The sequence below is a fragment of the Stenotrophomonas sp. SORGH_AS_0321 genome (genome assembly GCF_031453215.1).
GTDB classification, from domain to species: domain Bacteria; phylum Pseudomonadota; class Gammaproteobacteria; order Xanthomonadales; family Xanthomonadaceae; genus Stenotrophomonas; species Stenotrophomonas chelatiphaga.
Genome location: NZ_JAVIZG010000001.1, coordinates 953,480 through 979,048 on the forward strand (window position 1 = coordinate 953,480; position 25,569 = coordinate 979,048).

The 25,569-nt window shown below is 65.7% G+C and carries 25 protein-coding genes and 1 tRNA gene; 12 read left to right on the plus strand and 14 right to left on the minus strand.

Features of this window, described 5'->3' with window-relative positions; translation table 11 throughout:
• Positions 1 to 108: 108 nt before the first annotated feature.
• Positions 109 to 1,437 carry a YcaO-like family protein gene (locus QE373_RS04000; protein WP_309683828.1) on the minus strand — a complete coding sequence of 443 codons (1,329 nt, stop codon included), beginning with the start codon at positions 1,435 to 1,437 and terminating at the stop codon, positions 109 to 111.
• Between the two features lie 448 nt (positions 1,438 to 1,885).
• Between QE373_RS04000 and QE373_RS04005 the strand changes: the two genes are divergently transcribed.
• A complete protein-coding gene (locus QE373_RS04005; RefSeq protein ID WP_309683830.1) occupies positions 1,886 to 3,355 on the plus strand; it encodes an alanine/glycine:cation symporter family protein in 1,470 nt (489 codons plus the stop codon).
• A 45-nt stretch (positions 3,356 to 3,400) separates the two neighbouring features.
• On the opposite strand, the gene QE373_RS04010 is transcribed toward QE373_RS04005, so the two are convergent.
• The 4 genes from QE373_RS04010 to QE373_RS04025 form a co-directional block, all read right to left on the minus strand.
• Positions 3,401 to 4,822: a M28 family peptidase gene (locus QE373_RS04010; RefSeq protein ID WP_309683832.1), complete on the minus strand. Its 1,422-nt coding sequence runs from the start codon at positions 4,820 to 4,822 to the stop codon at positions 3,401 to 3,403.
• Between the two features lie 186 nt (positions 4,823 to 5,008).
• Entirely contained in the window at positions 5,009 to 5,422 is a 414-nt protein-coding gene (gene mscL / locus QE373_RS04015) for a large-conductance mechanosensitive channel protein MscL (protein WP_057687369.1), read from the minus strand.
• Positions 5,423 to 5,475: 53 nt separating this feature from the next.
• Positions 5,476 to 6,183 carry a fumarylacetoacetate hydrolase family protein gene (locus QE373_RS04020; RefSeq protein ID WP_309683834.1) on the minus strand — a complete coding sequence of 236 codons (708 nt, stop codon included), beginning with the start codon at positions 6,181 to 6,183 and terminating at the stop codon, positions 5,476 to 5,478.
• 185 nt (positions 6,184 to 6,368) lie between these two features.
• Positions 6,369 to 6,644 (minus strand): hypothetical protein, encoded by a 276-nt coding sequence (locus tag QE373_RS04025; RefSeq protein ID WP_309683836.1) that lies wholly within the window; start codon positions 6,642 to 6,644, stop codon positions 6,369 to 6,371.
• Positions 6,645 to 6,826: 182 nt separating this feature from the next.
• Here QE373_RS04025 and QE373_RS04030 point away from each other — a divergent pair, with 182 nt between their 5' ends.
• On the plus strand, positions 6,827 to 7,162 hold the full coding sequence (locus tag QE373_RS04030; protein WP_309683838.1) for a Rieske (2Fe-2S) protein: 336 nt from the start codon (positions 6,827 to 6,829) through the stop codon (positions 7,160 to 7,162).
• Positions 7,163 to 7,655: 493 nt separating this feature from the next.
• On the opposite strand, the gene QE373_RS04035 is transcribed toward QE373_RS04030, so the two are convergent.
• The 4 genes from QE373_RS04035 to thiS all read right to left on the minus strand — a co-directional run bounded on the left by QE373_RS04035 (position 7,656) and on the right by thiS (position 11,353).
• Positions 7,656 to 9,503: an SLC13 family permease gene (locus QE373_RS04035; RefSeq protein ID WP_057687373.1), complete on the minus strand. Its 1,848-nt coding sequence runs from the start codon at positions 9,501 to 9,503 to the stop codon at positions 7,656 to 7,658.
• A gap of 30 nt (positions 9,504 to 9,533) precedes the next feature.
• A complete protein-coding gene (gene trmB, locus QE373_RS04040) occupies positions 9,534 to 10,268 on the minus strand; it encodes a tRNA (guanosine(46)-N7)-methyltransferase TrmB (RefSeq protein WP_309683840.1) in 735 nt (244 codons plus the stop codon).
• The gene (locus QE373_RS04045) at positions 10,268 to 11,062 is read right to left on the minus strand and encodes a thiazole synthase (protein WP_123699030.1); all 795 of its coding nucleotides are present in this window, start codon (positions 11,060 to 11,062) and stop codon (positions 10,268 to 10,270) included. The genes trmB and QE373_RS04045 overlap by 1 nt, the downstream gene beginning before the upstream one ends.
• A 90-nt stretch (positions 11,063 to 11,152) precedes the next feature.
• On the minus strand, positions 11,153 to 11,353 hold the full coding sequence (gene thiS, locus QE373_RS04050) for a sulfur carrier protein ThiS (protein ID WP_123699031.1): 201 nt from the start codon (positions 11,351 to 11,353) through the stop codon (positions 11,153 to 11,155).
• 187 nt (positions 11,354 to 11,540) lie between these two features.
• Here thiS and QE373_RS04055 point away from each other — a divergent pair, with 187 nt between their 5' ends.
• Together QE373_RS04055 and QE373_RS04060 are read left to right on the plus strand one after the other, a co-directional pair.
• Complete coding sequence (locus QE373_RS04055) at positions 11,541 to 13,355, plus strand: autotransporter domain-containing protein (protein WP_309683843.1); 1,815 nt, start codon at positions 11,541 to 11,543, stop codon at positions 13,353 to 13,355.
• 151 nt (positions 13,356 to 13,506) lie between these two features.
• Positions 13,507 to 13,580: transfer RNA gene (locus QE373_RS04060), tRNA-Gly, on the plus strand.
• Between the two features lie 9 nt (positions 13,581 to 13,589).
• Here QE373_RS04060 and QE373_RS04065 read toward each other — a convergent pair.
• Positions 13,590 to 14,183 carry an NAD(P)H-dependent oxidoreductase gene (locus tag QE373_RS04065; RefSeq protein WP_309683846.1) on the minus strand — a complete coding sequence of 198 codons (594 nt, stop codon included), beginning with the start codon at positions 14,181 to 14,183 and terminating at the stop codon, positions 13,590 to 13,592.
• A 91-nt stretch (positions 14,184 to 14,274) separates the two neighbouring features.
• A complete protein-coding gene (locus tag QE373_RS04070; protein ID WP_309683848.1) occupies positions 14,275 to 14,706 on the minus strand; it encodes a carboxymuconolactone decarboxylase family protein in 432 nt (143 codons plus the stop codon).
• Positions 14,707 to 14,763: 57 nt separating this feature from the next.
• Between QE373_RS04070 and QE373_RS04075 the strand changes: the two genes are divergently transcribed.
• The 6 genes from QE373_RS04075 to QE373_RS04100 all read left to right on the plus strand — a co-directional run bounded on the left by QE373_RS04075 (position 14,764) and on the right by QE373_RS04100 (position 20,761).
• Complete coding sequence (locus QE373_RS04075; RefSeq protein WP_309683850.1) at positions 14,764 to 16,248, plus strand: PLP-dependent aminotransferase family protein; 1,485 nt, start codon at positions 14,764 to 14,766, stop codon at positions 16,246 to 16,248.
• 98 nt (positions 16,249 to 16,346) lie between these two features.
• On the plus strand, positions 16,347 to 17,225 hold the full coding sequence (rimK, locus tag QE373_RS04080) for a 30S ribosomal protein S6--L-glutamate ligase (protein WP_309683852.1): 879 nt from the start codon (positions 16,347 to 16,349) through the stop codon (positions 17,223 to 17,225).
• A gap of 248 nt (positions 17,226 to 17,473) precedes the next feature.
• A complete protein-coding gene (locus QE373_RS04085) occupies positions 17,474 to 17,968 on the plus strand; it encodes a hypothetical protein (RefSeq protein WP_309683854.1) in 495 nt (164 codons plus the stop codon).
• 145 nt (positions 17,969 to 18,113) lie between these two features.
• Positions 18,114 to 18,602 carry a hypothetical protein gene (locus tag QE373_RS04090; RefSeq protein WP_309683856.1) on the plus strand — a complete coding sequence of 163 codons (489 nt, stop codon included), beginning with the start codon at positions 18,114 to 18,116 and terminating at the stop codon, positions 18,600 to 18,602.
• 145 nt (positions 18,603 to 18,747) lie between these two features.
• Positions 18,748 to 19,425: a response regulator transcription factor gene (locus QE373_RS04095; RefSeq protein WP_057687381.1), complete on the plus strand. Its 678-nt coding sequence runs from the start codon at positions 18,748 to 18,750 to the stop codon at positions 19,423 to 19,425.
• Positions 19,418 to 20,761: a HAMP domain-containing sensor histidine kinase gene (locus QE373_RS04100; protein WP_057687382.1), complete on the plus strand. Its 1,344-nt coding sequence runs from the start codon at positions 19,418 to 19,420 to the stop codon at positions 20,759 to 20,761. The genes QE373_RS04095 and QE373_RS04100 overlap by 8 nt, the downstream gene beginning before the upstream one ends.
• A gap of 382 nt (positions 20,762 to 21,143) precedes the next feature.
• Here QE373_RS04100 and coaE (QE373_RS04105) read toward each other — a convergent pair whose 3' ends face one another.
• Positions 21,144 to 21,761 carry a dephospho-CoA kinase gene (gene coaE / locus QE373_RS04105; protein ID WP_309683861.1) on the minus strand — a complete coding sequence of 206 codons (618 nt, stop codon included), beginning with the start codon at positions 21,759 to 21,761 and terminating at the stop codon, positions 21,144 to 21,146.
• Between the two features lie 62 nt (positions 21,762 to 21,823).
• Here coaE (QE373_RS04105) and QE373_RS04110 point away from each other — a divergent pair, with 62 nt between their 5' ends.
• The gene (locus tag QE373_RS04110; protein WP_309683863.1) at positions 21,824 to 21,982 is read left to right on the plus strand and encodes a hypothetical protein; all 159 of its coding nucleotides are present in this window, start codon (positions 21,824 to 21,826) and stop codon (positions 21,980 to 21,982) included.
• Between the two features lie 327 nt (positions 21,983 to 22,309).
• Positions 22,310 to 23,890, plus strand: a complete 1,581-nt coding sequence (locus tag QE373_RS04115; protein ID WP_309683865.1) for an N-acetylmuramoyl-L-alanine amidase — start codon at positions 22,310 to 22,312, stop codon at positions 23,888 to 23,890.
• A gap of 199 nt (positions 23,891 to 24,089) precedes the next feature.
• On the opposite strand, the gene coaE (QE373_RS04120) is transcribed toward QE373_RS04115, so the two are convergent.
• Together coaE (QE373_RS04120) and QE373_RS04125 are read right to left on the minus strand one after the other, a co-directional pair.
• On the minus strand, positions 24,090 to 24,707 hold the full coding sequence (gene coaE, locus QE373_RS04120) for a dephospho-CoA kinase (RefSeq protein WP_309683867.1): 618 nt from the start codon (positions 24,705 to 24,707) through the stop codon (positions 24,090 to 24,092).
• Positions 24,704 to 25,567 carry an A24 family peptidase gene (locus tag QE373_RS04125; protein WP_309683869.1) on the minus strand — a complete coding sequence of 288 codons (864 nt, stop codon included), beginning with the start codon at positions 25,565 to 25,567 and terminating at the stop codon, positions 24,704 to 24,706. The genes coaE (QE373_RS04120) and QE373_RS04125 overlap by 4 nt, the downstream gene beginning before the upstream one ends.
• Positions 25,568 to 25,569 lie beyond the last annotated feature (2 nt).

The following is a 25,569-nucleotide window of genomic DNA, read 5'->3' on the forward strand; positions in this document are numbered from 1 at the left end:
TGCGATGTTGTTGGCCGGTGCATCCACAGGGTGCCGCCCATCGCGTGGGATGGGTCGCTGCGGCAGCCCGGCCGACTCCACGGCCGGGCTCTTTTACGCCTGCCGGCATCAGCCGTCGTTGGCGGCAGCATCCAGTGACGCCAGTGGAAGGCTCACCGGCACGCCGTTGAGCAGCAGGAAACCGGCATCGAACGGCGTCAGCACTACCTGCAGGCAGGCCACGTCGTTGCAGCACCGGGGCGAGGGATAGCGTGCAAGCCACACCGTCATGCCGCTGCGACTGAAATTGTCATGCAGGTGCTGGATCCGCCCGCCGAGCGACCCTGCCACGGGGACCATCGTGCGGCCGAAAGGCACTTTGTCGAATCCGCCCCTGGCGAGGATGTCCTGGATGTTCTGGATGCCGTACGGGCGCTGTGGTGCTTGCTGCATGCCCAGCAGCCCCTCGTGGCGCGGCAGGCCGCGCGCTGCGGCGCCATGGCGGCGGCGGCCGGACCAGGCCGTGAACTCGTGCGCTTTCAGCAGGGCACGCAGGGCCCGCGTGGCGGCGTGCTCGCAGGTGAACCCCGCACCTGCGGTAACCCGCAAGGCGGTCGCCGCCGTGGTCTCCACGCAGGCCAGGTAGGTCGGGACCCTGCCCCTGCCGCTTATGTCGAACAGGTGCACCGGGTGACCCTCGCGTTGCCGGACCAGCTCCCACAGGCTTCGGATCTGCGGCGGCAGGGTGCCCATGTCGACCTGGCGCAGGTATCGTTGCTGGCGCAGTGCAAGCCCCTGCACGGCGAACATGCCCGCTGCCATCCGTTCCTGCGCGGCCAGCAGGCCCAGCAGCAGGGCTTCCTCCTGCGTGGGCGCGGCGGCGACGCTGTGCGTGCTGCCGTAGCGACGCAGCAGGTGGTAGTCAAAATCGTCCTGCGACGCGCCCGCGTCCGTTCTGGTACCGCACTGGAACGCCGGATGCAGCAGGACCACCGGTACCGCCAGGGTGCGTTCGCTGCCCAGTTCCTGCAGGGAGACGATGGCCATGCGGCGCTCCGGCTGCTCGGCCATGATCGGCACCAGGTCGCCCAGGGCGGCGTCGACGCCGGGCAGTGCGAGATAGTCGGCCACCCTGCACGCGTCCAGTTTCGAGCTCCGCCAATGGGTTGCATGGATGATCTGCGCAATGGCCGCGTACATGCCCGAACGGGTCGCCTGCGCGGGGTCGGCGCCCACGCCGCACCGTTCGATGTCGTGCCCGACCCACGCGGCACTGTCCAACTGGATCATGTGCAGGTGCAGTCCCTGCTCCTGCACGCGGATGTCTTCCAGCGGCACGTGCAAGGCGCGGATGAAGCCGTGTCCGAGGGCGTTGGCGGCGGCGTTGGGCGTTGCGGATTCCAGCGCCTCTACATCCACGAGGGCGGTGGAGGCCGTGGGCAGGGGACGTGCGTTCATCGTAGGACAGCTCCTTGTTTGCATGGCTGCTGCATCGCGCCGGACGCCGCGTCGCGGGAAACGAAGAGCGTCAGGACTGTGCCGGAAGGCGGGCAGCCGGACCGCGTGTGGCAGGGCGATGCTGGTCCCAAGGACCTGTCGCAGGGGGCTGCCAGCGCAGTCGATTCAGGAGGGGTTTGCCAATGTGCGCGTCAGCAGGGTGCACGTGGCGACAACCGCATTCCGTTGCGGTGCGGGAAGGGCCGGGAGGGTCAGGATTGCGGCTGCTGATGATGGCCGAAGTCTGATTGTTGCGTAGGCAATGCCCCAGATCCGCCCCGCCTCGATTGCGCCATGTCCCCCCGCCGGCGCATCCCTGCTTCCGCGCCACTTTCACAGCTTTCCTCATTGTTGGGGCTTCCTGAACGGGTCAGTGTGGATGCAACCCTCTGCCTCGTGGAGTTGAGTCGTGAACATTGAATTGATCGTTGGCGCCATCGTCGCCATCGTCTGGAGCCCTTACCTGGTCGCGCTGTGCCTGCTGGGTGGCCTGTACTTCAGCATCCGCACGCGCTTCATCCAATTGCGTGCGCTGCCGGAGATGCTGCGGCTGATGTTCAAGCACCGCGCGTCGGAATCGGGTCTGTCACCGTTCCAGGCATTGAACATTTCGCTGTCCAGCCGGGTCGGCGTGGGCAACATCGCCGGCGTCGCAATGGCCATCGCCTTTGGCGGGCCCGGGGCCATTTTCTGGATGTGGGTGGTGGCGTTCTTCGGCGCATCCAGCGCATTCATCGAATCCACGCTCGCCCAGATCTACAAGCAGCGCGATGCGAAGGGCCAGTACCGCGGGGGGCCGGCGTATTACATGGAAAAGGGGCTGGGCCAGCGCTGGTACGCGGTGATCTTCGCCATCTGCACGGTGGCCGCCGCCGCGATGCTGGCCGGCACCCAGTCCAATGCGATCGCCAGTGCACTGCATGAAGCGTGGGACCTGCCGGTGCACGCCAGCGCAGTGGGCGTGGTGCTGTTGCTGGCACTGATCATCTTCGGTGGGGTGCGCCGCATCGCCGCGGTGACCCAGTGGATCGTGCCGCTGATGGCCACCGCCTACCTGCTGGTGGCGCTGGTGGTGATGCTGTTGAGCTACGAGCGTATTCCCGAAGTGCTCTCGCTGATCGTGCGCAGCGCCTTCGGCGTCGATGCCACGTTCGGCGCGATGATCGGCGTGGCAATCCAGTGGGGCGTCCGCCGCGGCGTGTTGTCCAACGAAGCCGGCATGGGCAGTGGTGCCCACCCGGCGGCGGCGGCCGAGGTCTCCCATCCGGTCAAGCAAGGTCTTGTGCAGGCGTTTTCGGTCTACATCGACACCATGGTGGTATGCAGCGCAACGGCCTTCCTGATCCTGTCCACCGGCATGTACAACGTCTACGATCCAGCGGTGAACGGCGTGCCCGACCAGGCCCGGATGCTGCTGGACAACCTGCCGGGCATGGAGGCCGGGCCGCGCTTCGTGCAGCACGCCGTGGAATCGGCGCTGCCCGGATTCGGCAAGTCGTTCGTGGCGCTGGCGATCCTGCCGTTTGCCTTCACCACCATCCTGGCGCTGTATTACATGGGCGATACCAACGTCAGCTACCTGTGCCGCGACAAGCCTGCGGCCTGGATCGTCAACGCCTTCCGCGTGCTGTTCCTGGCGCTGGCGGCGTACTCGGCGATCAACAGCGCCACGGTGGCCTGGACGTTGGGGGACATCGGCGTGGGCATGATGAGCTGGCTCAACATCATCGCCATCCTGCTGCTGCACAAGCCGGCACTGGCGGCGCTGCGCGACTACGAAACGAGCCGCAAGGCGGGCATCGATCCGGTATTCGAACCTGATCGGCTGGGCATCAAGGGCGCCAGCCTGTGGAACCGCATCGCCAAGGCTACCGGCTGAACGCCATTGCGCCCGGGGTCCGCCCGGGCGCAATGGGCTGGGGGCTTATTCGCCCGGCGGTACGGTCGCCTTGGCCTCGCTGCCGAAGCTGCCATCGGCGTCGGCGGCGAGGTAGGCGAACACGGTGTAGGCGGCAACGTTCTGCGCCAGCGCCTTCGGGTCGATCTTGTCCAGCGTGTCGTCGGCGGTGTGGTGCAGGTTGAAGTAGTCCGTCCCATCCTGCGCCAGCCAGGCCCAGGCGCCGCCTTTGGCGGCGAGCGGGCCGATATCCGGGCCCGGGCCGCCCTTGTCGGCGACGTACTCGATGCCCAGCGGCTTCAGCACCTCGGCGATCTGGCGGGTGGCATCGCGTGATCCTTCCAGGTTCGGCGATCCGGTATTGAACGCATAGATGCGGCCGGCACCAAAGTCGCTCTCGGCTGCCAGCTGGTGCAGCACGATGTCCTTGGAATGCGCTTCGGCATACGCCTTGCCGCCGTACAGACCCTGTTCCTCGTTGGCGAAGGCGACCACGCGGATGCTGCGCTTGGGCGCCTGCTTCAACTGGCCGATCAGGTGCCCTGCGGCCATGGTGATGCCCACGCCGGCCGCGTCATCGATGGCGCCGGTGCCCAGGTCCCAGGAATCCAGATGGCCACCGATCACCACCACTTCCTTCGGCAGCGTGCGCCCGGTGATTTCACCGATCACGTTGTAGGACGTGGCCGTGCCATCCCAGCCGCAATCCAGCGCCAGGCTGACGGTGGTGGCACCGCGCGCGACCAGGCGCGCCAGCTGGTCGGCATCGGGCACGGACAAGGCGGCCGACGGCACCGGGGTCAGGCCGTCGTCGTAGCGGGTGATGCCGGTATGCGGCACGCGGTGCGAATCGGTGCCCGCCGATCGCATCAGGAAGCCGACGGCGCCCTTGCGGATCGCCTCCGACGGCCCCTTGCTGCGGATCGCGCCACCGCGCCCATAGTCGCGGCCATCGCGGAACGGCAGCATCTGGTAATCGACGAAGGCGATCTTGCCCTGCAGCGAGCCGGCCGGTGCGGCCTGCAGCGCGGCCAGGTCGGCAAAACGCACGACCTCGGCCTGCACCTTCCCGCCCGGGCTGCCGCCCAGTGCGGTGATCGCCAGCGGCTGCGCATGCGCCCCGACCACGGCGGCATGTTCGCTACGGCGTTCCCACTTGGGGAAGGTCACCGGTTCCTTCCATACCTTGTCGAAACCCAGCGTCTTGAAGCGTGCCTCGGCCCAGGCCACCGCGCGGGCATCGGCTTCGCTGCCGGCGATGCGCGGGCCCACTTCGGTGGTCAGTGATTCCACCACCTTCCAGCCGGTGTCATCGGCCAATGCCTGCTCACGCAGCTGGGCGGCGGTATCCAGCGAAGCCGGGGGCAGGGTGGTGATGCGCGGCGCGGCGAACGCCGGCGAGGCGAGCAGGGCAAGGGAAGAGGCGATGGCAAGAACGCGGCGGCGCATGGAGAGGACTCCGGCAGGGGGCATAAGCGTCTGAGCTTAGCAGCGTCATTGCCGGGTGCATGGGCCCTAGGTCATGCCCATCGGAAATGACCAGAACCGGACAGATGGAGCAAAGGTCACCTGCAAAAGGGGCCAGGTTCCTTCAACGCGAAGGAACCTGACCCCGGGGTCGCACACGGCAGCGGCTCAGCCCTGCGGGGCAGACAGCTTGTCGCGGATTTCGCGCAGCAGCAGGACTTCTTCGCTCGGGCCCTTCGGCGCGGCTTCCTTCTTCTTCGACAGGCGGTTGATGCCCTTGATCACCAGGAAGATGGCGAAGGCCACGATCACGAACTGGATGACGGTGTTGATGAAATCACCGTAGCCGATCACCACCGCCGGGATCTCCGCCCCATCGGCCGCTATGCGTGCCGGCGCCAATGTCCAGACCAGGTCGGAGAAATCCACCTGGCCGATCACCCAGCCCAACGGCGGCATGATGATCTTTTCCACCAGCGCAGTGACGATCTTGCCGAAGGCCGCGCCGATGACCACACCGACGGCCAGGTCGATGACGTTGCCACGCGTGGCGAATTCCTTGAACTCAGTGATGAATCCCATTGAGGTCTCCTGAAAAAGTGGGGTAATCGCGTTAAAGGCTAACGCAGCCTATGTCAGCCCGCGATGACGCCATGGCGCTCGCCGACGTTCTCCAGACGCGCACTGAAACGGTCGCCGGGCTTCAATGCGGCCACGCCGGCCGGCGTGCCCATGAACACCAGGTCGCCCGCGCGCAGGCGCCACAGCTGGGACAGCTCGTGCAGGATTTCCGGTACGTTCCAGATCATCTGGTCCAGCAGCGATTGCTGGCGCACTTCGCCATTGATTTCCAGCGACAGGTTGAGTGCGGCCAGGTCACCCACTTCACCGGCATGCACGATCTCGCTGATCGGCGCGGACGCATCGAAGCCCTTCGCGGTGTCCCAGGGATGGCCCTTCTGCTTGGCCGCCGCCTGCAGGTCGCGGCGGGTCAGGTCCAGGCCGACGGCATAGCCGTAGACCAGCGACAGCGCCTGCTCGATCGGCAGCACGCCGTCGGGGGCATCCACGCCGATCGCCACGACCAGTTCCACTTCGTGGTGCAGGTCGCTGGTGGCGGGCGGGTAGGGGATCACATCGTCATGGCCGACCACGATGGCATCGGCCGGTTTGCTGAAGAACATCGGTTTGCCGCGCGCTGCTGCGTCCGGCACCGCCGCCCCCATTTCCTTGGCGTGGTCGGCGAAGTTGCGGCCCACGCAGTAGATGCGGTGCACCGGAAAGGTGCCGCCGCCGACTACCGGGATGCGGGGAATGGGCTGGGCAGGAATTACATCGGTCATGCGCGCGTCCTAACGATCAGGTCGTCGCAGTGTAGCGCCGGTCGCGTCCGGTAGCGCCGAGTCATGCTCGGCGAGCGCAGCGGCCCCCCAGAAGCATGACGACCAGCCGTCGTCACTATCAAGGCAAAGAGCATGACGACCAGCGGTCGTCACTACCGGGCAACCGCCAGGCCGGGACGACCCGATCAGTGCGTCGGCAACGCCGGCTTGCGCACCACGCGGTACTCGCCTTCCACCACGTTGGCATCGACCGCCCGTGCGGGCGCCTTGCGCTGGGCCAGCAGCTTCCAGGCCAGGCCGGCCATGATCATCGCCGCGCCCACGAACACGCCGACGAACACCATGACGCCCAGGATGGCGACGCCAAGCAGGCCCACCGCGACGCGCACCAACGGATGACGCGGCTTGCGCGGCGCAAGCAGGGTGCGGAACTGGGCGAACTGGAAGGTGCGGTTGATCATCGGTAACTCACTTTGCTGAAACCAGCGAACCGACAGTATCGGGGCGATGCTTTATCTGGTGAGTGAAAAAATCGTTAATTTGCCGCCGTGTTCATTGCATATCAATGACTTGCGTTCATGCGACAGCCAGCCATATCTCCAGCCATGCGACAATTGGATTTATTCCAGCTCCAGAGTCAGAAATGTCCGAACAGCCGCTGATCGCGCTCGACAACGTCACCGACGGCGGCTTCGCCGAGGTCGAGGTGCTGCTTGAAGGCGATGCGGAATCGCTGTTGATCCATCGCGATGGCGATGGCGTGCGCGGCTTCCTCAATATCTGCCCGCATGCCGGGCGACGCCTGGACTGGGCGCCGGGGCAGTTCCTGAAAAGCCGCGAGGGGCATCTGGTCTGCGCCGCCCATGGCGCCTCCTTCGCGCTGGACAGCGGCGAATGCGTGGCCGGCCCGTGCAAGGGCGACCGGCTGCGGGCCGTGCCGCTGCAGGTACGCGATGGCCAGGTGTTCCTGGCGGGTTGATGGCAGGGCTGGACGGCAGGACATGACGGCCGCTGGCCGTCAACATTGCATCGGTAGCGCCGAGCCATGCTCGGCGAGCGCAGCGGGACCAGGGCAACAGCGTGACGACCAACGGTCGTCACCCACCAAGGCTGGTCGTCACCCACCAGGGCAGGGCATGACGGCCAGCGGCCGTCACTACCGGGCCGGCATTGCATCGGTAGCGCCGAGCCATGCTCGGCGAGCGCAGCGGGACCAGGGCAACAGCGTGACGACCAACGGTCGTCACCCACCAAGGCTGGTCGTCACCCACCAGGGCAGGGCATGACGGCCAGCGGCCGTCACTACCGGGCCGGCATTGCATCGGTAGCGCCGAGCCATGCTCGGCGAGCGCAGCGGGACCAGGGCAACAGCGTGACGACCAACGGTCGTCACCCACCAGTGCTGGTCGTCACCCACCAGGACAGGGCATGACGGCCAGCGGCCGTCACTACCGGGCCGTCATGCACCCGGCTCAGAACATGATGTTGATCATCGCCACCACCACCAGCGTGTAGATCAACGACAGCGGTGCGCCCACCCGCCACAGTTCGCGCGGGGTGTAGTTGGCCGGGCCGGTGATCATTGAAATCACCGGGTTGGAAGCGGTCATCAGGTTATTGGACGCCGACAGCGCCACGATCAGCGCGAATGCGGTGGGATTTCCACCGGCCGCCAACGCCAGGTTCACCGCGATCGGCACCATCACGATGGTCGCCCCGACATGGCTGATCACCAGTGAGAACGCCGTGGTCAGCAGGGCCAGCGCCACTTCCAGCACCCACAGCGGGATGCCTTCGGGCAGCTTGTCGATGGTATGCCCGGCCACCCAGGCCGCCGCGCCACTGGAATCCATCGCCCAGCCCAGCGGGATCAGCCCGGCCATCATGAAGATGGTCTTCCAGTTGATCGATGCGTAGGCCTCGTCCATGCGCAGCACGCCGGTGAGCAGCATGCCGGCCACGCCGGTCATCAGGGTCAGCGCCACCGGCAGCTTGGAGGTCAGCGCGATCAGGATGGTCAGCGCGAAGATGCTCATCGCGATCTTGAACTTGTGCGGGCGCTGTTCGCCCTTCGGGTAATCGGTGACGATGACGAACTCGCGCCCGCGCGCGGCCTGCGCCAGGTCGGTCCAGATGCTGTGGAAGACCAGCATGTCGCCGGCACGCAGCTGCACCTTGCGCACGTCCTCGCGGATGACCTGCTTGTCGCGGTTGATCGCCAGCAGGCTCAGGCCGCGTTCCTTGCGCAGGCGCAGTTCGGCCGCGCTCTTGCCGATCACATCGGACGTCGGCGGCACCACCGCTTCGGAAATACCGGCGCGGCTGGGATTGAACAGGTCACCGAGGTGCTTGAGCCGCGAGGACATGCGCAGGAACTGGTTCTGCGCGAAATCGCTGACCAGCTGCCGCGACCCCATCACCCCGATCACGCTGCCCACCCAGATGCGCATCTCTGCCGGCGGCGCCAGGCGGGTGTCGTTGCCGGTCTTCAGCGCCAGCAGCAGCGGCGCATCGTGCACGGTTTCGGCCTCGCCCAGGGTCATGCCGACCAACGGGCTTTCGGCGGTGACCACCAGTTCGAAGACATCGCCTTCGATACCGTAGGTCTTGGCGAAGTAACTTTCCGTACGCGCCGGGGTCACCCCGTCATTGGCCAGCGTTTCCTCTTCCACCAGCTTGCGGTTGCCGTAGAAGTGGAAGTACAGCAGCGACGCCACCAGCAGGGCCACGCCGATCGGCAGCGGGGCGAACATCCGCAGCGGTTCGATGGTGGCCAGGCCGGAGGGCAGGTTGTTGTTGGCCGAAGCCAGCAGATCGTTGAGCAGGATCAGCGGCGAGTTGCCGACCATGGTCAGCGCACCGCCCATCACGATGGCCGCGGCGATCGGCAGCAGCAGGCGCTGCAGGGTCAGCCCGGTGCGCGCGGCCAGCCGCGAGGCGACCGGCAGGTAAAGCGCCATCACCGACGGGTTCTGCATGAACGAGGAGTTCAAGCCGGCGATCGCGGTGGTCATGATCAGCAGGCGTTGTTCCACCCCATGCCCGCGCCGCAGCAGCCAGGCGGCCAGCCGGTTCAGCGCGCCGGTGCGGTCCAGGCCCGCGCCCAGGATGGTGGTGGCGATGATGCTCATCACCGCGTTACCGGAGAAACCACCGAAGATTTCTTCCGGCGCGATCAGGCCGGTCACGCCCAGCACCACCAGCACCACCAGCGCGACCACGTCGGCGCGGATGCGCTCGAACAGGAACATCGCCATCGTGAAACCGACCAGCCCGAGGACGAGCTTCATGTCGGTGGTCAGCGTCAGCGCGGTTTCCATGGGGGGCGCGGTCCGGTCGGAGTCAGGAGGTCAGGTGCGGTCGTACAACAGGTCCCAGACGCCGTGGCCAAGCTTCTGGCCGCGGGTCTCGAAATGGGTCTGCGGCCGCCATTCCGGACGCGGCACATGGCCGCGCGGGCCGGCCCGGTTGACCAGCCCGGCGGTGGCGTCGAGCACGTCCCACATCTGCTCGGCGTAGTCTTCCCAATCGGTGGCGCAGTGCAGGCGGCCACCGGGACGCAGCTTGCGCACCAGCAGTTCGGCGAACGCCGGCTGCAGCAGGCGACGCTTGTTGTGGCGCTTCTTGTGCCACGGATCGGGGAAATAGATGCGCACTTCGTCCAGCGCACCGTCGGCGATTTCCTTCTCCAGTACTTCCACCGCGTCGTGGTGGTACAGCCGGACATTGTCGACGTTGTCATCGGCCAGCGCGTTCAACAGCCGGCCCACGCCGGGCGCGTGCACTTCGATGCCGATGTAATCGCGGCTGGGATCCTGCTGGGCAGCGAACCGCAGGGCCACGCCATTGCCGAAGCCGATCTCCATCACTTTGTGCGCATCACGGCCGAAGGTGGCGGCCAGGTCACGCACCTCGCCGCTGAAATCCAGGCCGAAGCGCGGCCAGCGCTCATCGAACGCGCGCTGCTGGGCCGGGGTGAAGCGGCCCTGGCGGAGCACGAAGCTGCGGATCTCGCGGCGTCCTTCGTGGACGGTGAACGGCTTGGCCGGGGCCTTGGAGCCGGTACTGGAAAACGGGTCGGTCATCAGCCGATCAATCCATCAATGGGGGAAGAGGCGCTGGCATAGCGCTTGCGCGGGATGCGGCCGGCCAGGAAGGCCTCGCGGCCGGCTTCGACCGCCTTGCGCATCGCGCTGGCCATCAGCACCGGGTGGCCAGCGCCGGCAATGGCGGTGTTCATCAGCACGCCGTCGCAGCCCAGTTCCATCGCGATGGCGGCATCGGACGCGGTGCCGACGCCGGCATCGACGATGATCGGCACCTTGGCGTCTTCGATGATCTGCAGCAGGTTGTACTTGTTCTGGATGCCCAGCCCGGAACCGATCGGCGCGGCCAGCGGCATCACCGCCGCGCAGCCGATCTCTTCCAGGCGCTTGGCCAGGATCGGGTCGTCGGAGGTGTAGACCATCACCTCGAAGCCGTCTTTCACCAGCATCTCGGCGGCCTTCAGCGTGGCGACCACGTCCGGGTACAGCGACTTCTGGTCGCCCAGCACTTCCAGCTTGGTCAGGTTGTGGCCATCGAGCAGCTCACGCGCCAGCCGGCAGGTGCGCACCGCGTCTTCGGCGGTATAGCAGCCAGCGGTGTTGGGCAGGATGGTGAAGCGGTCCGGCGGCAGCACGTCCAGCAGGTTCGGCTCGCCCGGGTTCTGGCCGATGTTCGTGCGGCGGATGGCGACGGTGACGATCTGCGCGCCGGCGGCTTCGGTGGCCGCGCGGGTTTCGTCCAGATCCTTGAACTTGCCGGTGCCGGTGAGCAGGCGCGAGGCGTAGGTCTTGCCGGCAATGACCAGCGAATCAGAAGGGGCGTGATGGTTCATGACGCGATTATCGCATGGGGTAACCAATGCAGGGGCTGCAGGAACCGGTGGCGCCGAGCCCCTCCTTGGCCGATCCCACGGCAGCAGGCGTCATCCACCGCCCAACGCATGCACGATCTCCACCACGTCGCCGTCGGCCAGCACGTGCGTGGCATGCAGGCTGCGGGTGATGATCTCGCTGTTCACCTCTACCGCCACCCGACGTTCGAGCAACTGTTCGTGCTGCAGCAGGTCCTGGACGGTGGCGCCGGGGGCGAGGGTGCGGGCTTGGCCGTTGAGCTGGATGTTCATTCCGCCATTGTCGCCGATGCGCCGGTTTCGGGCAGCCAGACGCTGCCAGCCATCGCCGATCCATGCCCGCGGGCGGGCTTCAGGCGACAATACATGCCGCGGCGCAGCGTGACTTTGCCTGCGCTGATGAAACCATTGCACCGTGCGCTGGCGTATTGCCGGCGATCGATCCCACAGGAGTCTCCCCATGTTGTCCAGTAAACGCCCCGTCCGCACGCTGATCGCCGCTGCGCTCGCCCTTGCCGCCCTGCCGGCCATGGCCGCCGAGCCGGCGTTCAACCGCACGGTGTTCTTTGGCGACAGCCTGACCGACAGCGGCTACTTCCGTCCGCTGCTGCCCCCTGCGGTGCAGCCGGTGACCGGCAAGTTCACCACCAACCCGGCCTGGGTATGGGCCGAACACGTGGCCGACTACTACGGCACCAACGCCACCCCGAACGGCAACGGCCAGAACGGTGACAACTACGCTGCCGGTGGCGCCACGGTGGCTACCGATGTCGTCGGTCCGCTCGGTCCGACCCCGTCGCTGGCCACCCAGGCCAGCCGCTACCTCGCCGCCAATGGCGGCAAGGCCGATCCGAACGCGCTGTACACCGTGTGGGGCGGCGCGAACGACCTGTTCGGCATCACCTCGCCGGCGCAGGCACCGGCGGTGATCGGCGCGGCGGTGACCAGCCAGATCGGCATCGTCGGCAGCCTGCAGGCGGCAGGCGCCAAGTACGTGGTGGTGCCGAACCTGCCCGACATCGGCCTGACCCCGATGGCACGTGCCGGCGGCCCGGCCGCGATGGCGCAGTACACCGCCGTGGCCACTGCCTACAACAACGCGCTGTATGGCGGCCTGACCCAGGCAGGCATCGAGTTCATCCCGCTGGATACCTTCACCATCCTGCGTGAAATCGTCGCCTCCCCGGCCACCTACGGCTTCCGCAACGTGACCAACGCGGCGTGCACCGTGGCTTCGTCGGTCACCTGCAACCCGACCAGCCTGGTGGCCCCGGATGCGGCCACCGCCTACGTGTTCGCCGATGGCATCCATCCGTCCGCGGCCACCCACGAGATGCTCGGCCAGTACGCCATTTCGGTGCTGGAAGCCCCGCGCCTGCAGCAGGTGCTGACCCATTCGGCACAGACCATCGGCCGTTCGCGTGCCGACCAGGTCAGCCTGCACCTCGGCGGTGCACCGGCCGATGGCCTGTCGTGGTGGGGCGGCGTGCGTGGCGACATGCAGCGTTACGACCACGCCGATCTGTACGACGGGCTGGCCCCGGCCGGCCTGTTCGGCATCGACTGGGCGCGTGATGGCATGGTCGTCGGCGGCTTCGCCGGCTACGGCCGCATGGATGCCGATTTCGGCAACAGCCAGGGTGACTTCACCCAGTCCGACACCACCGTGGGCCTGTTCGCCGGCTGGTATGGCGAGCGTGCGTGGGTGAACGGCCAGGTCAGCTACAGCTGGCTGGACTACGACGTCACCCGCAAGGTGCACCTCGGCCCGGCCACCCGCGAACACACCGGCTCGCCGGAAGGCAGCAACCTGACCGCGGCCCTGAATGCCGGCTACGAGTTCGGCCAGGAAGGCAGCTTCCGCCACGGCCCGGTGGCCGCGGTGATCTGGCAGAAGGTCAAGCTGGACGGCTACCTGGAAAGCAACCCGAGCAGCACCGCGTTGGGCTACAACGACCAGGATGCCGATTCCACCGTTGGCCGCTTGGGTTGGCAGGCGCGCCTGGACGGCGGCAGCATCAAGCCGTACGTGCAGGTCACCTACGACCATGAGTTCGAAGACCGCCAGGACGCCAGCGCCTTCCTGCAGAGCCTGCCGGGCGTGGGCAGCTACCGCGTGCCGGGCCTGAAGTTCGACAAGGACTACGCCACCGCCATCCTGGGTGCGCGCATGGAACTGTTCGGCCTGCAGAGCAACATCGGCCTGAGCGCCACCACGATGCAGAAGAAGGCGATGGACACCTCGATCTTCGCCAGCTTCAGCGGCGCATTCTGAAGGTAGTGACGGCCGCTGGCCGTCATCGCAGCAGGTAGTGACGGCCGCTGGCCGTCATTCGCAGCAGGTAGTGACGGCCGCTGGCCGTCATTCCCGCACGGCGGCGGATTGCGCTTTTCATGGCCCGCCGCCTACACTGTCGCCCTGCGCTGCGGGTGTAGCTCAATGGTAGAGCTGTAGCTTCCCAAGCTACTGACGAGGGTTCGATTCCCTTCACCCGCTCCACGGTCTGCGTTACAGCGCAGCCAGCAGCGAAGCGCGGGACTGCAGCAGGCGGTCGGCGTCCAGGAACGCGGTGCCCTGCAACGGCAGGAAGCGCAGGTCATGCACGCCCACGCAGCCCAGTGCGGCCTGCAGGTAGGGGGTCAGGAAGTCCGGTTGGCTGGCGCGTTCGCCGCTGTATACCCCGCCGGAGGCCACGGCGACGAAGACCGGCCTGTCCGCCAACAATCCCTGTTTGCCTTCCGACGTCGCCGCGAAACTGCGGCCGATACGCACGATCTGGTCGATCCATGCCTTCAGTACCGATGGCACGGTGAAGTTATGCATCGGGGTTCCGATCACCACCAGATCCGCCGCTTCCAGCTCGCAGATCAGCTCGTCGGACAACCGCACCGCATCCGGGTGCGGTGCCGCCGTCATTGCCGCCGGTGAGGCCAGCGCCGTGGCATAGCCATCGCCAGCGTGTGCGATCGGCTGTTGGCCCAGATCGCGACGGACCACGCGCGCCTGCGGATGCAGGTGCAGCAGATGGGCGAGGATGCCCGCCGACAACTGACGGCTGTGCGAGTGCGCGCGCGCACTGCAGTCGATATGCAGGATGTTCATCGAATCCTCTGCTGAAAATGGTAGTGACGGCCGCTGGCCGTCAACCCAACGGGCCGTCAACCCGACAGGCCGTCAACCCAATGGGCCCAACTCACTGCCGCATGCCGATCGCAAGCCGGTTGAAGGCGCTCATTAGGGCGACGGCGAAGGTCAGGTCGGCGATTTCCACCTCGTTGAATTGCGCCGCCAGCGGCGTGAAGTCCGCGTCCGGTGCATGGGTCTGGTCAACATGGGTCAGCGAATCGGTCCATGCCAGCGCGGCACGTTCGCGGTCGCTGAAGCGCTCGCTGACCCGCCAACCGGCAACCGCGTCCAGCTGCGCGGCCGGCATGCCACCGGCGCGCAGCGACTTGGAGTGCATTTCCAGGCAGAACGCGCAGCCGTTGATCTGCGACACCCGCAGCCAGACCAGTTCAAGCAACTGCTTGCCCAGGCTGCTTTTTTCCAGCGCATTCTTGGTAGCGATCAGGCCCTGGTAGGCGTCCGGCGAAAGGGTCCAGTAGGGAAGGCGAAGCAGGCTCATGGGAGGTTCCTGGATAGGGGAGGGGCGTTGTGCAGCTGCCGCCAATCTACGAGACTGATGACCCTGTACACAGTGCCAAGAATCGTGAAGCCGACTGGGACATTCGCGGTGGACCCGCAGCTGCTGCGCCCGCTGCGCAACGATCCCCTGCCGCTGTACCTGCAGTTGTACGACCGTTACCGCCAGGCGATCGCGGCCGGGAAGCTGCAGGCCGGGGATCGCGTTCCGTCGGTGCGTGGGTTGGCGAGCGAGCTCGGCGTGGCGCGCGGCACCATCGAACTGGCGTACCAGATGCTGGTCAGCGAGGGGTATCTGACCCCGCGTGGTGCGGCCGGCACGGTGGTGTCGCCACGGCTCGGCGCTGTTGCAAGTCCCCCACACCCTGAAGCGGCGTCCACACCACCGCAGCCGGTGCCGCATGCGCAGACCGTGGACGGCCAGGTGCTGCCGTTCCAGCTCGGCCTGCCGGCACTGGATGCATTCCCGCGCAAGACCTGGGCGCGGCTCGGCGGGCGCCACCTGCGGCACCTGGACACGATGGCGCTGGCATCGCCGGATCCCGCCGGGCACGAACCGCTGCGAAGGGCGGTGGCGACCTATCTGGGTATCTCGCGCGGCATCAGCTGCACGCACGACCAGGTGTTCATCACGGCCGGCTACCGCGGCGCGCTGGAGCTGGTCTGTCGCACGCTGCTGCAGCCCGGCGACGTGGGCTGGTTTGAAGATCCAGGCTATCTGTTCGCCCGCCAGTTCCTGCAGCGTACCGGGATGCGCCTGGCGCCGGTGCCGGTCGATGCCGAAGGCCTGCACGTGGACATCGCCCAGCGGCGCGCGCCGGATGCCCGCTTCGCGGTGGTCACGCCCACCCACCAGAGTCCCACCGGTGTGGCGTTGTCGCTGCCGCGTCGGCTGGAACTGCTGGAATGGGCGCAGCGCCAGCGCAGCTGGATCATCGAAGACGACTACGACAGTGAGTTCCGCTATCACGGCCGCCCGCTGCCCGCCTTGAAAAGCCTGGACCGCGAACAGCGTGTGCTCTACACCGGCACCTTCAGCAAGGTGCTGTTCCCGGGCCTGCGGCTGGCCTACCTGGTGGTGCCAGCGTCGCAGGTGGCGGCCTTCCACGACACCGTCAATCATCTGCCCGGCGCCGGTTCGATCCTGCCGCAGGCGACCGTGGCGGACTTCATGGACCAGGGCCACTTTGTGCGTCATCTGCGGCGCATGCGCGCGCTGTATGCCGAGCGTCGCGGGTATCTGGTGGATGCGCTGGCGCGCGAGGCTGGCGATTGGCTGCAGGTGCAGCCGCAGGCCGGCGGCATCCACGTACTGGCGCATCTGCCGCTGGGCGAAGACGACGTGCCGCTCGCCGCCGCCGCCCGCGCCCATGGCCTGGCGGCCGAAGCGCTGAGCCACTGGCGCCTGGAACCCTCCCCGGAAGCCGGCCTGCTGCTGGGCTTCGCCAACTTCAGCAGTGCTGCCGATGCCACCGCCGCCGTCACCCGCCTGAGCGCCGTCAAAAAAGGGGACGGAGGGAATTAAGTCGCTAACCGCACATCAGGCTGATAAGGACTTAATTCCCTCCGTCCCCTTTTACATGCTGCGCGCTATGCTTCGCGCTTCCGCACGGCCCGGCCCCGATGAAACTCGCCATCCTTTCGCGCAACAGCAAGCTGTACTCCACCCGCCGCCTGGTGGAGGCCGCGCGCAGCCGGGGCCACACCGTGCGCGTGCTCGATCCGCTGCGTTGCTACATGCGCATCGCCGCCGACGGCTTCACCATGCATTACAAGGGTCGGCCGATGACCGGCGTGGATGCGGTAATTCCCCGCATTGGTGCGTCGGTGACCCGCTACGGCACCGCCGTGCTGCGCCAGTTCGAACTGATGGGCGCGCGCACGCCCAATCCCTCCGACGCCATCCTGCGTTCGCGCGACAAGCTGCGCGCGCACCAGCTGCTGGCGGCCAAGGGCATCGACATGCCGATCACGGTGTTCGGCGACAACCCGGATGACACCGTCGACCTGCTGTCCATGCTGGGCCCGCCGCCGCACGTGGTGAAGCTCAACGAGGGCACGCAGGGCAGGGGGGTGATCCTGACCGAAAAGGCGAGCGCGTCACGCGGCATCGTCGATGCGTTGCGCGGCCTGTATGCCAACTTCCTGATGCAGGAGTTCATCGGCGAAGCCCAGGGCGCGGACCTGCGCTGCCTGGTGGTCGGTGACCAGGTGGTGGCCGCGATGCAGCGCCAGGCACCGGAAGGCGACTTCCGCTCCAACCTGCACGCCGGCGGCACCGCCCAGCCCGCCAAGGCCAGTCGTGCCGAGGCGCAGGTGGCAGTGAGATCGGCCAAGGCGCTCGGGTTGAGCGTGGCAGGGGTGGACCTGATCCGCTCCGCGCGCGGCCCGCTGGTGCTGGAAGTGAATTCCACGCCAGGGCTGGAAGGGGTCGAAGGCGCCTGCAACGTGGATATTGCCGGGCGCATCATCCAGCATGTCGAGAAGATCGTAAGTCGTTGAAATAAAAAGAAATATTATTTCTCTTGAAGCGTGAGAGGCCGATTTAACGACCCTTTAATCGCCGCTGACGTATCGTCCATCACACCGCAGCTCTGCCTCATCAGCAGGATCGGTATCGGGATATGAAACTTCAGACCCGGACGGAGACGTCCGGGTCTTTTTTACGCGTTGCCCCAGCCGGCACCCCTGCGCTTGATCGGTCCGACCATCGCTCGTACAGTTGGGTTTCGTTCATGGAGGAAGCACAGATGAAGTCGGTTCTGATTGCAGCATTCGCCGTCGCCTTCGGTGTGACTGGCGCCGCCCACGCCAAGATTGATGCCAAGCCGGCCAGCGATGCCGCGCTGGTGCAGCTGGACGTGCAGGAATCGGTCGCCCAGCAGCTGGCCCGCGTGGAAGGGGCCCTGCACAGCGAGCGGTACAGCGAGATCGGCGTCGAGGACAAGAGCAAGGTCAACGCAGCCATCGCGCGCATCCGCGACAACCTGGGTCAACACCAGACCGTCGAAGAGGCCAATCCTGCCGAGCGCACGGCGATCTTCAACGACCAGGAGCTCATCAACTCGATCCTGACCCGCGCCCATGCGGACAGCCGGATGGTCTGCCAGCGCGAGAGGTTGACCGGGAGCAACCGCCATACCAATGTCTGCATGACCGTTGCCCAGCGTCGTGAAGCGCGCGAAAACAGCGCCGATGCGCTGCGTAACTACAACCGTGTCAACCCGAAGGCCGGCACGCTCTGAGCCGCAGCGTTACCTCGCTATGAACGGGCGCATGAAGGCTTGGTGCGCCCGTTCTTCTGCCTCCACCGCACGGTGGTACTTTCCTCCCTTGATTCCTTCCTCACATGACTCTTACAGTCAGGGTTCTTTCAAGGAGGAGACCCGGATGAAAACGCTTCACGCCATGGCTTTTGCCATCGCCCTCGGCCTGGCCAGCCTTTCCGCGCATGCCCATGTGCAGTCTGAATCGGCCGCCGGCAACACGGCCGCGCCGGTCCAGCTCAACGTGCGGGCCTCGGCCCAGGAGCAACTCGCGGGTGTGGAGCGCGCGCTGTACAGCGAGCACTACAGCGAAGTGAGCCTGGAAGACAAAAGCAAGGTCAGCGCGGCCATCAACCGCATCCGCACCCGGCTGGGCGAGCACGACAGCGTCGAGCAGACCACGCCACAGGCCCAGACCGACATCCTCAACGACCAGTCGGTGGTCAATACCATCCTCAGCCGGGCCCACGCCGACAGCCGCATGGTCTGCCGTCGCGAGCGCGCCACTGGCAGCAACCGGCCGGAGCGGGTGTGCCTGACCGTCGCCCAGCGTCGCAAGATGCAGGAAGACTCCAAGGAAGGCCTGCGTCGCTTCCAGCACACCAATCGGTGACCTTGACGCGCCCTGCGCGCGGTTTCGTGTGAAATGTTAATGCCCAGGTCTGTATGGTTGGCGTCAGCCGGCAACAGGCCCCGGGTCGCAACCTGCGGGTTGCGGCCATGCCGAACCGGCACCCCATCATGAAACAGAGGTCCCAGTGCGAATTCTCGTCATCGAAGACAACAGTGATATTGCCGCCAACCTCGGCGACTACCTCGAGGACCGCGGCCACACGGTGGACTTCGCCGCGGACGGTGTAACCGGCCTGCACCTGGCCGTGGTGCACGAGTTCGACGCCATCGTGCTGGACCTCAACCTGCCGGGCATGGACGGCATCGAAGTCTGCCGCAAGCTGCGCAACGAAGCGCGCAAGCAGACCCCGGTGCTGATGCTGACCGCGCGTGACTCGCTGGACAACAAACTGGCCGGTTTCGATTCCGGCGCCGACGATTACCTGATCAAGCCGTTTGCGCTGCAGGAAGTGGAAGTGCGCCTGAATGCACTTTCTCGCCGCGGCAAGGGCGTGCAGACCCGCGTGCTGGAAACCGGCGACCTGGAATACAACCTGGACACCCTGGAAGTGCGCCGCCAGGGCAAGCTGCTGCAGCTCAATCCGACCGCACTGAAGATCCTGCAGGCGCTGATGGAAGCCTCGCCGGCCGTGGTGACCCGCCAAGAGCTGGAAACCCGCGTCTGGGGCGAGGAACTACCGGATTCGGATTCGCTGCGCGTACATATCCATGGCCTGCGCGCGGTGGTGGACAAGCCCTTCGAGGTGCCGATGATCCAGACCCGCCATGGCATCGGTTACCGGATCGCCGCGCCGGATGCCTGAAAACGCAGCACCCAGGCGGCCACGCCGGCGCGGACCGTATCGTCGCCGGCTACGCAGCCGCATCATCGTGTCCTTCGTGCTGTTGGGCTTCTGCCTGACCACGCTGTTTGCGTTCGCCACCAACTGGGCGCGCATGCGAGTGGAAAACCAGCTCGTCGAAGACGTGATGAATCGCAATATCGACGAATATGCGCGGCGTTTTGCGTCTGATTCCAGTCGTAATCCCGATCTTCCCGTACAGCAGATGTTCGCCCGGCTGGTCAAGCCGGACCGCTTCGAAGCGCTGCGCCAGGAAGAGCCCGATTGGTATGAGTTCACCGACGGCATCCACAGCGTCAGTGGCACCGATGATCGCGGCCAGCCGTATTCGTACAAGCTCGCCGTGCGCAAGACGCCGCAGGCGTGGTTCTTCCTTGCCTACGACATGACCGAAAGCCTGCGCGGCGAGACGCAGCTCAACCGCGCGCTGTTCCTGTCGGTGCTGGTGTTCAGCCTGCTGTCGCTGGTGCTGGGCTGGTGGTCGGCGTCGAAGGTGATGAAACCGGTATCGGATCTGGCCAAGCGGCTGCGCGCCTATCGCGGTGGCACCAGCGATCCCGAACCGCTGGCGCCGCGCTTCCCGGACGATGAAGTGGGCCAGTTGGCGCAGGCGCTGGACGATTATTCGTCGCGGCTGACCGAAGTGGTACAGCGCGACCGCGAGTTCAATGCCGACGTCAGCCACGAGCTGCGTACGCCGCTGGCGGTGATCCGGGGTGCCACCGAACTGCTGCTGACCCGGCCCGGCCTGGACGAAAAAGTGCTGCAGCGCCTGCAGCGGATCCAGCGCGCCGAACAGCAGTGCAGCGATCTGATCGGTGCGTTGCTGCTGTTGTCGCGCAACGAACGCGGGCAGGGCACCAGCAACGTGGCGCGGGTAGCCGAACAGCTGCTGGATTCGCACCGCGCGCAGCTGGGGGGCAAGCCGATCACGCTGACCCTCGAAGGCGCCCGCGACGTGATCGTGGACGCACCGGAATCTGCGTTGTCGGTGGCGTTGGGCAACCTGATCGGCAACGCGGTGAAGTATTCGCAGGACGGCGAAGTGCGGGTGAACGTCGGCAACAACGCCGTATCGGTCGCCGACAGCGGCCCGGGCCTGAGCGAGGAAGATGCCGCCAAGCTGTTCCAGCGCGGCTACCGCGGCACGCATGCCGGCCACTCGCAGGGCGGTGGCATCGGCCTGTCGATCGTCAGCCGCCTGTGCGACCTGTACGGCTGGCAGGTAAGCGTGCGCCCCGGCGGCGACCGCGGCGTAGTGGCCACGTTGACCTTCGCCCCCAAACTGCTCGCCTGACCGCGTAGGGTAATGACGCCTTGGGTAGCGACGGCCGCTGGCCGTCCTGCTCTCGGTGGGTGACGACCGTTGGCCGTCAGCCCTCGCCTGGTAGTGACGGCCGCTGGCCGTCCCGCTTCTGGTGGGTGACGACCGTTGGTCGTCACGCTCTTGCCGCTGCACTCGCCGAGCACGGCTCGGCGCTACCGGCCCAGCTTCGGTAGTGACGGCCGCTGGCCGTCTTGCTTTTGGTGGGTGACGACCGTTGGTCGTCACGCTCTTACCGCTGCGCTCGCCGAGCACGGCTCGGCGCTACCGCTCCCGCTTCGGTAGTGACGGCCGCTGGCCGTCTTGCTCTTGCTCCATTGCTTACCGCTGCGCTCGCCGAACCCGGCGCAGGTGATCAGCCCAACGCACCCGCCAACTGAAGATAGGCGTGATGCAACCGCTCCACCTGCGCCTGCAGCGCGTCGGGGTGACCCTCATTGGTCACCACGTCATCAGCCAACGCCAGCCGCTGTTCCCGAGTGGCCTGCGCATCGATCATCCGCTGCGCCAGCACGCCGTCACTGCCATCACGCTGCATCAGCCGTGAAAGCTGCAGCGCCTCAGGCGCGTCCACTACCAGCACCCTGTCCAGCCAGCCATAAACATGACGCCCGCCAGCCTCGGTCAGCAGCGGAATGGCGGCGATGGCATACGGGCTCGGGGCCTGCTCGCACTGGCTGCGCAGCAGCTCGCGGATGGCGGGGTGGGTGATCGCTTCCAGTGCCTTGCGTTCGGCCACATCGGCGAACACGTGGGCACGCAGCCGCGCGCGGTCCAGCGCGCCATCGCCCAGCAGCATGCCGGGCCCGAATCGTTCGGAAATCATCGCCAGCGCCGGGCTGCCCGGCGCCACTACCGCACGCGCGGCCAGGTCGGCGTCGGCGACGGTAACCCCCAGCGCCTCGAAGCGCCGGGTCACCTCGCTCTTGCCGGAGGCGATGCCCCCGGTCAGGCCGACGACGAACCGGCTCATCGCAGGCCGGCATGTCGGTCGCAGCGTGCCGAACTGGAGCGGCGTGCCAAGCCGGTAGCGAGATGATGCTCGATCTCTGTCTTGAAGCATTTCACTGCAGCGACCGCAGCTTCGAGGAGCTGGTCTGGCCGCATGGTGAGCTGGGCGATCGAGAGTTGGCGGTGAGGACGCAGGTCGACGATGTGCTGCGCGCAATTGACCTCATACAAAGGGCCGAATGAGACCGTGGCCCCATGGTCGCTGCCATCACCTAAGAGTCCTTGGTTCTTTCGCAGGGCTGCTCAACAGCTCGTGGAAGGTTGGAGCAAAGTGTTCCCTTTCGGGCGTTGAATGTCTCGGTACCCCCCATCGACGCCTGATCTGGCCAGAAAAGTTGTCCGCCAGGCGCGCATAAAGCACTAAAGACACGGCCGTAGCTACTGTCGCTTCTTCGCCAGTCGCTTTTCTCGGCCTCATTTCATCACCCGTGTAGCGGCAGTTCTTAGAGCGTAGGGTTGCTTTGCTGATACGCTCGAATACGGGGGATTCCTCTGCGAAGGAGATGCCTGATGTTCGCTGTAAAAGATAATAAGCCGGGCCGTATAGCCTCGGGATTGGCGCTGTTTTTGGCATTCACTGCCAGTGCAAGTACATCACCACCGGCTCAGGAAAAGCGCTCGCTCCCGTCTGTGGCAGAGAGCATTACGATTTTCAGGCAGTTGGAGCCAGAGCTGCAGCGTTTTGTTGATCAGCAGCCACGGCTTCCAGGTCAGGAGAAGCATGTAACCGCTAGGATCACTCCCGATCTCTCTACAGGTGTTGTTTGGATAGATCTGGATTCAGGATTTATCCCTAAAGGGCAGACTGAGTTCAGTGAAGATTTTGGCGACAAATTAGCGGAGGTTGAGGCCGAGCTGTACAACTATCTCTCAGGTTCTGTCGGGTTCAAGTACGTGATTGCCCGGATCGGGGGCAAGACCATCAATGAGATTTTCCCGCCCGAGTACTTGCGAGAACGAAGGAGCGACAGCAGCTCTCGCGCCGAAGATGCTGCTACGCCTGGCCTCATCGTCATCAATCCCGGTCATGGCAAGTACTTCCACTACGGGACAAAGTCTTGGGAGTACGAGCGTCCTGAGGCCTATGCCGGCACAATTGACGTACACGAAGACTTCATAACGCCGTCCTACGCCTCAATGCTGGGAACTTGGCTTGCGGCTAGGAGCAGTGGCTTTGCTACCGATATCCGGCACACACGGGCAATCAACGTGGCGAGTATCGACCCGGAGAGCGGTCTGTCCGAATCGGCACTTGCGGCTCGCTACCATTTAAAGCGACTTCTCCCGGATCAGGGCGCCATCATCTGGAACATCTACCCCAACGGCAATCCTCGAGATCCGTCGCGGCGCAACCTCCGCGAATACGACGAAGACCTGATGGCGCGTGCCAAGTACGCCAACTACATTAACGCTGAGACATTCATTTCCTTGCACACCAATGGGGCCGGACCGACCGCGCGCGGGACCATGGTTATGACAAAACTGGATGATCCATCCTCCGTGCAGCTCTCCAATAATATCCTCTGTTACATGAGAGAGCAGATAAATGCACTGGAAAAGTACGCGGATTTCATCATCAGGCCAGACCTTGTCAATGGCAGTAACAAGGCTGAAGTTCGTGAAGCAAAGATGCCGACAGCCTTGGTGGAGGTAGCCTTCCATAGCAACATCGAGGACGCCCAAGCACTTCAGGATTCCGCGTTCCGCTCGGCGGCCATGAAGGGTGTGGAGAAGGGGTATCGCACATACAAGAATGGTGAAACCGATTGCCGGCCCCTGACGATCACTGATTTGCCCCCGGTGAGTGGTCCGCATCTCACTTCGATCCCTTACACCCTGCAGTTCGTTGGGTCTCCGACCTATCCCCTTTACCTGCGCAGCAAGGTTGTTTCTTGTCCGAAAGGCTATCTCTGCAGCCAGAACTCGACGCAGTACACTTCCCCGGGCACCACGCCTGGTACGCTTGACGCAGTCGCGAGATGTACCGTGGTGCGCCCGGTTCCTGGTAGCGTCATCGTCTTGGACCGCTACCTGGAAGACGGTGATGGGGTGAAGAGTCCAATGGTTCGCTCGACAATTACCTGCGTGTGAATAGTCAGGTAGGTCCGCCTCTCCCTGTAGATTGAGGCAGTGCTACTAACGCACGGATCCCGAGGGCATCAACCATCGCCGCCGGGGGCTCCGGCTTAGTCGCCGTCAACATGTGCAGGGCGCGCCTGGCTCCGCCGGTCAGGCTAGTGCGCCGGGATCCATGCGGGTGGCCGTAAACATAGGCGGACAAGGAATACGGCTACTGGCGTGTCAACGCCAGCCTCGAATAAGCCACATGCAACCGCTCCACCTGCGCCTGCAGCGCATCCGGGTGACCCTCATTGGTCACCACGTCATCAGCCAACGCCAGCCGCTGTTCCCGAGTGGCCTGCGCATCGATCATCCGCTGCGCCAGCACGCCGTCACTGCCATCACGCTGCATCAGCCGTGAAAGCTGCAGCGCCTCAGGCGCGTCCACTACCAGCACCCTGTCCAGCCAGCCATAAACATGACGCCCGCCAGCCTCGGTCAGCAGCGGAATGGCGGCGATGGCATACGGGCTCGGGGCCTGCTCGCACTGGCTGCGCAGCAGCTCGCGGATGGCGGGGTGGGTGATCGCTTCCAGTGCCTTGCGTTCGGCCACATCGGCGAACACGTGGGCACGCAGCCGCGCGCGGTCCAGCGCACCATCGCCCAGCAGCATGCCGGGCCCGAATCGTTCGGAAATCATCGCCAGCGCCGGGCTGCCCGGCGCCACCACCGCACGCGCGGCCAGGTCGGCGTCGGCGACGGTAACCCCCAGCGCCTCGAAGCGCCGGGTCACCTCGCTCTTGCCGGAGGCGATGCCCCCGGTCAGGCCGACGACGAACCGGCTCATCGCAGGCCGGCGTATCCCATGTAGCCGTCGATCAATGGCTCGCCCCACATGAAGACCAGCCAGCCGGCGATGGCCAGGTAGGGGCCGAAGGGAATCGGCGTAGCGCGGTCACGGCCCCGGCTGTAGAGCCAGATCGAGCCCACCACAGCGCCCACCACCGACGACAGCAGGATGATCGGCAGCACGCCTTTCAGCCCGCACCACGCGCCCAGCGCGGCCAGCAGCTTGAAATCGCCGTGGCCCATGCCTTCCTTGCCGGTCAGCTGTTTGAAGATCCACCACACTGACCACAGCGACAGATAGCCCACCAGCGCGCCCAGCAGGGCAGGCTTGGCCGGCATGTACAGATTGTCGACTGCGCCAATCAACCCCAGCCACATCAAAGGCAGGGTCAATTGGTCCGGCAGCAGCTGCGTGCGCATGTCGATGCCCGACAACGCCACCAGAAAGCAGGACAGCACGATCGCGCCAAAGCCCTGCCAGCCGAAGCCGAACTGCCACACGCTGGCGAGTACCAGCACAGCAGTCAGCAGCTCCACCAGCGGGTACTGGATGGAGATCGGGGCCTTGCAATGGCGACACTTTCCGCCCTGGATCACCCAGCTGAACAGCGGGATGTTCTCGTACCAGGACAGCTTGTGCTTGCAGTGCGGGCAGTGCGAAGGCTCCACCACGATGCCAGGCGGCGGCGGCTCGTAGATGTCCTCCTGCTCCAGCACCTCGTGCGCGTCGCGCTTCCACTGCCATTCCAGCCGCTTGGGCAGGCGCAGGATGACGACGTTGAGGAAGCTGCCGAGCAGCAACCCCAGGCCGGCCGCGGCGGGGTAGCCGAGGACCGGATGCTGGTCTAGAAATGCCATGT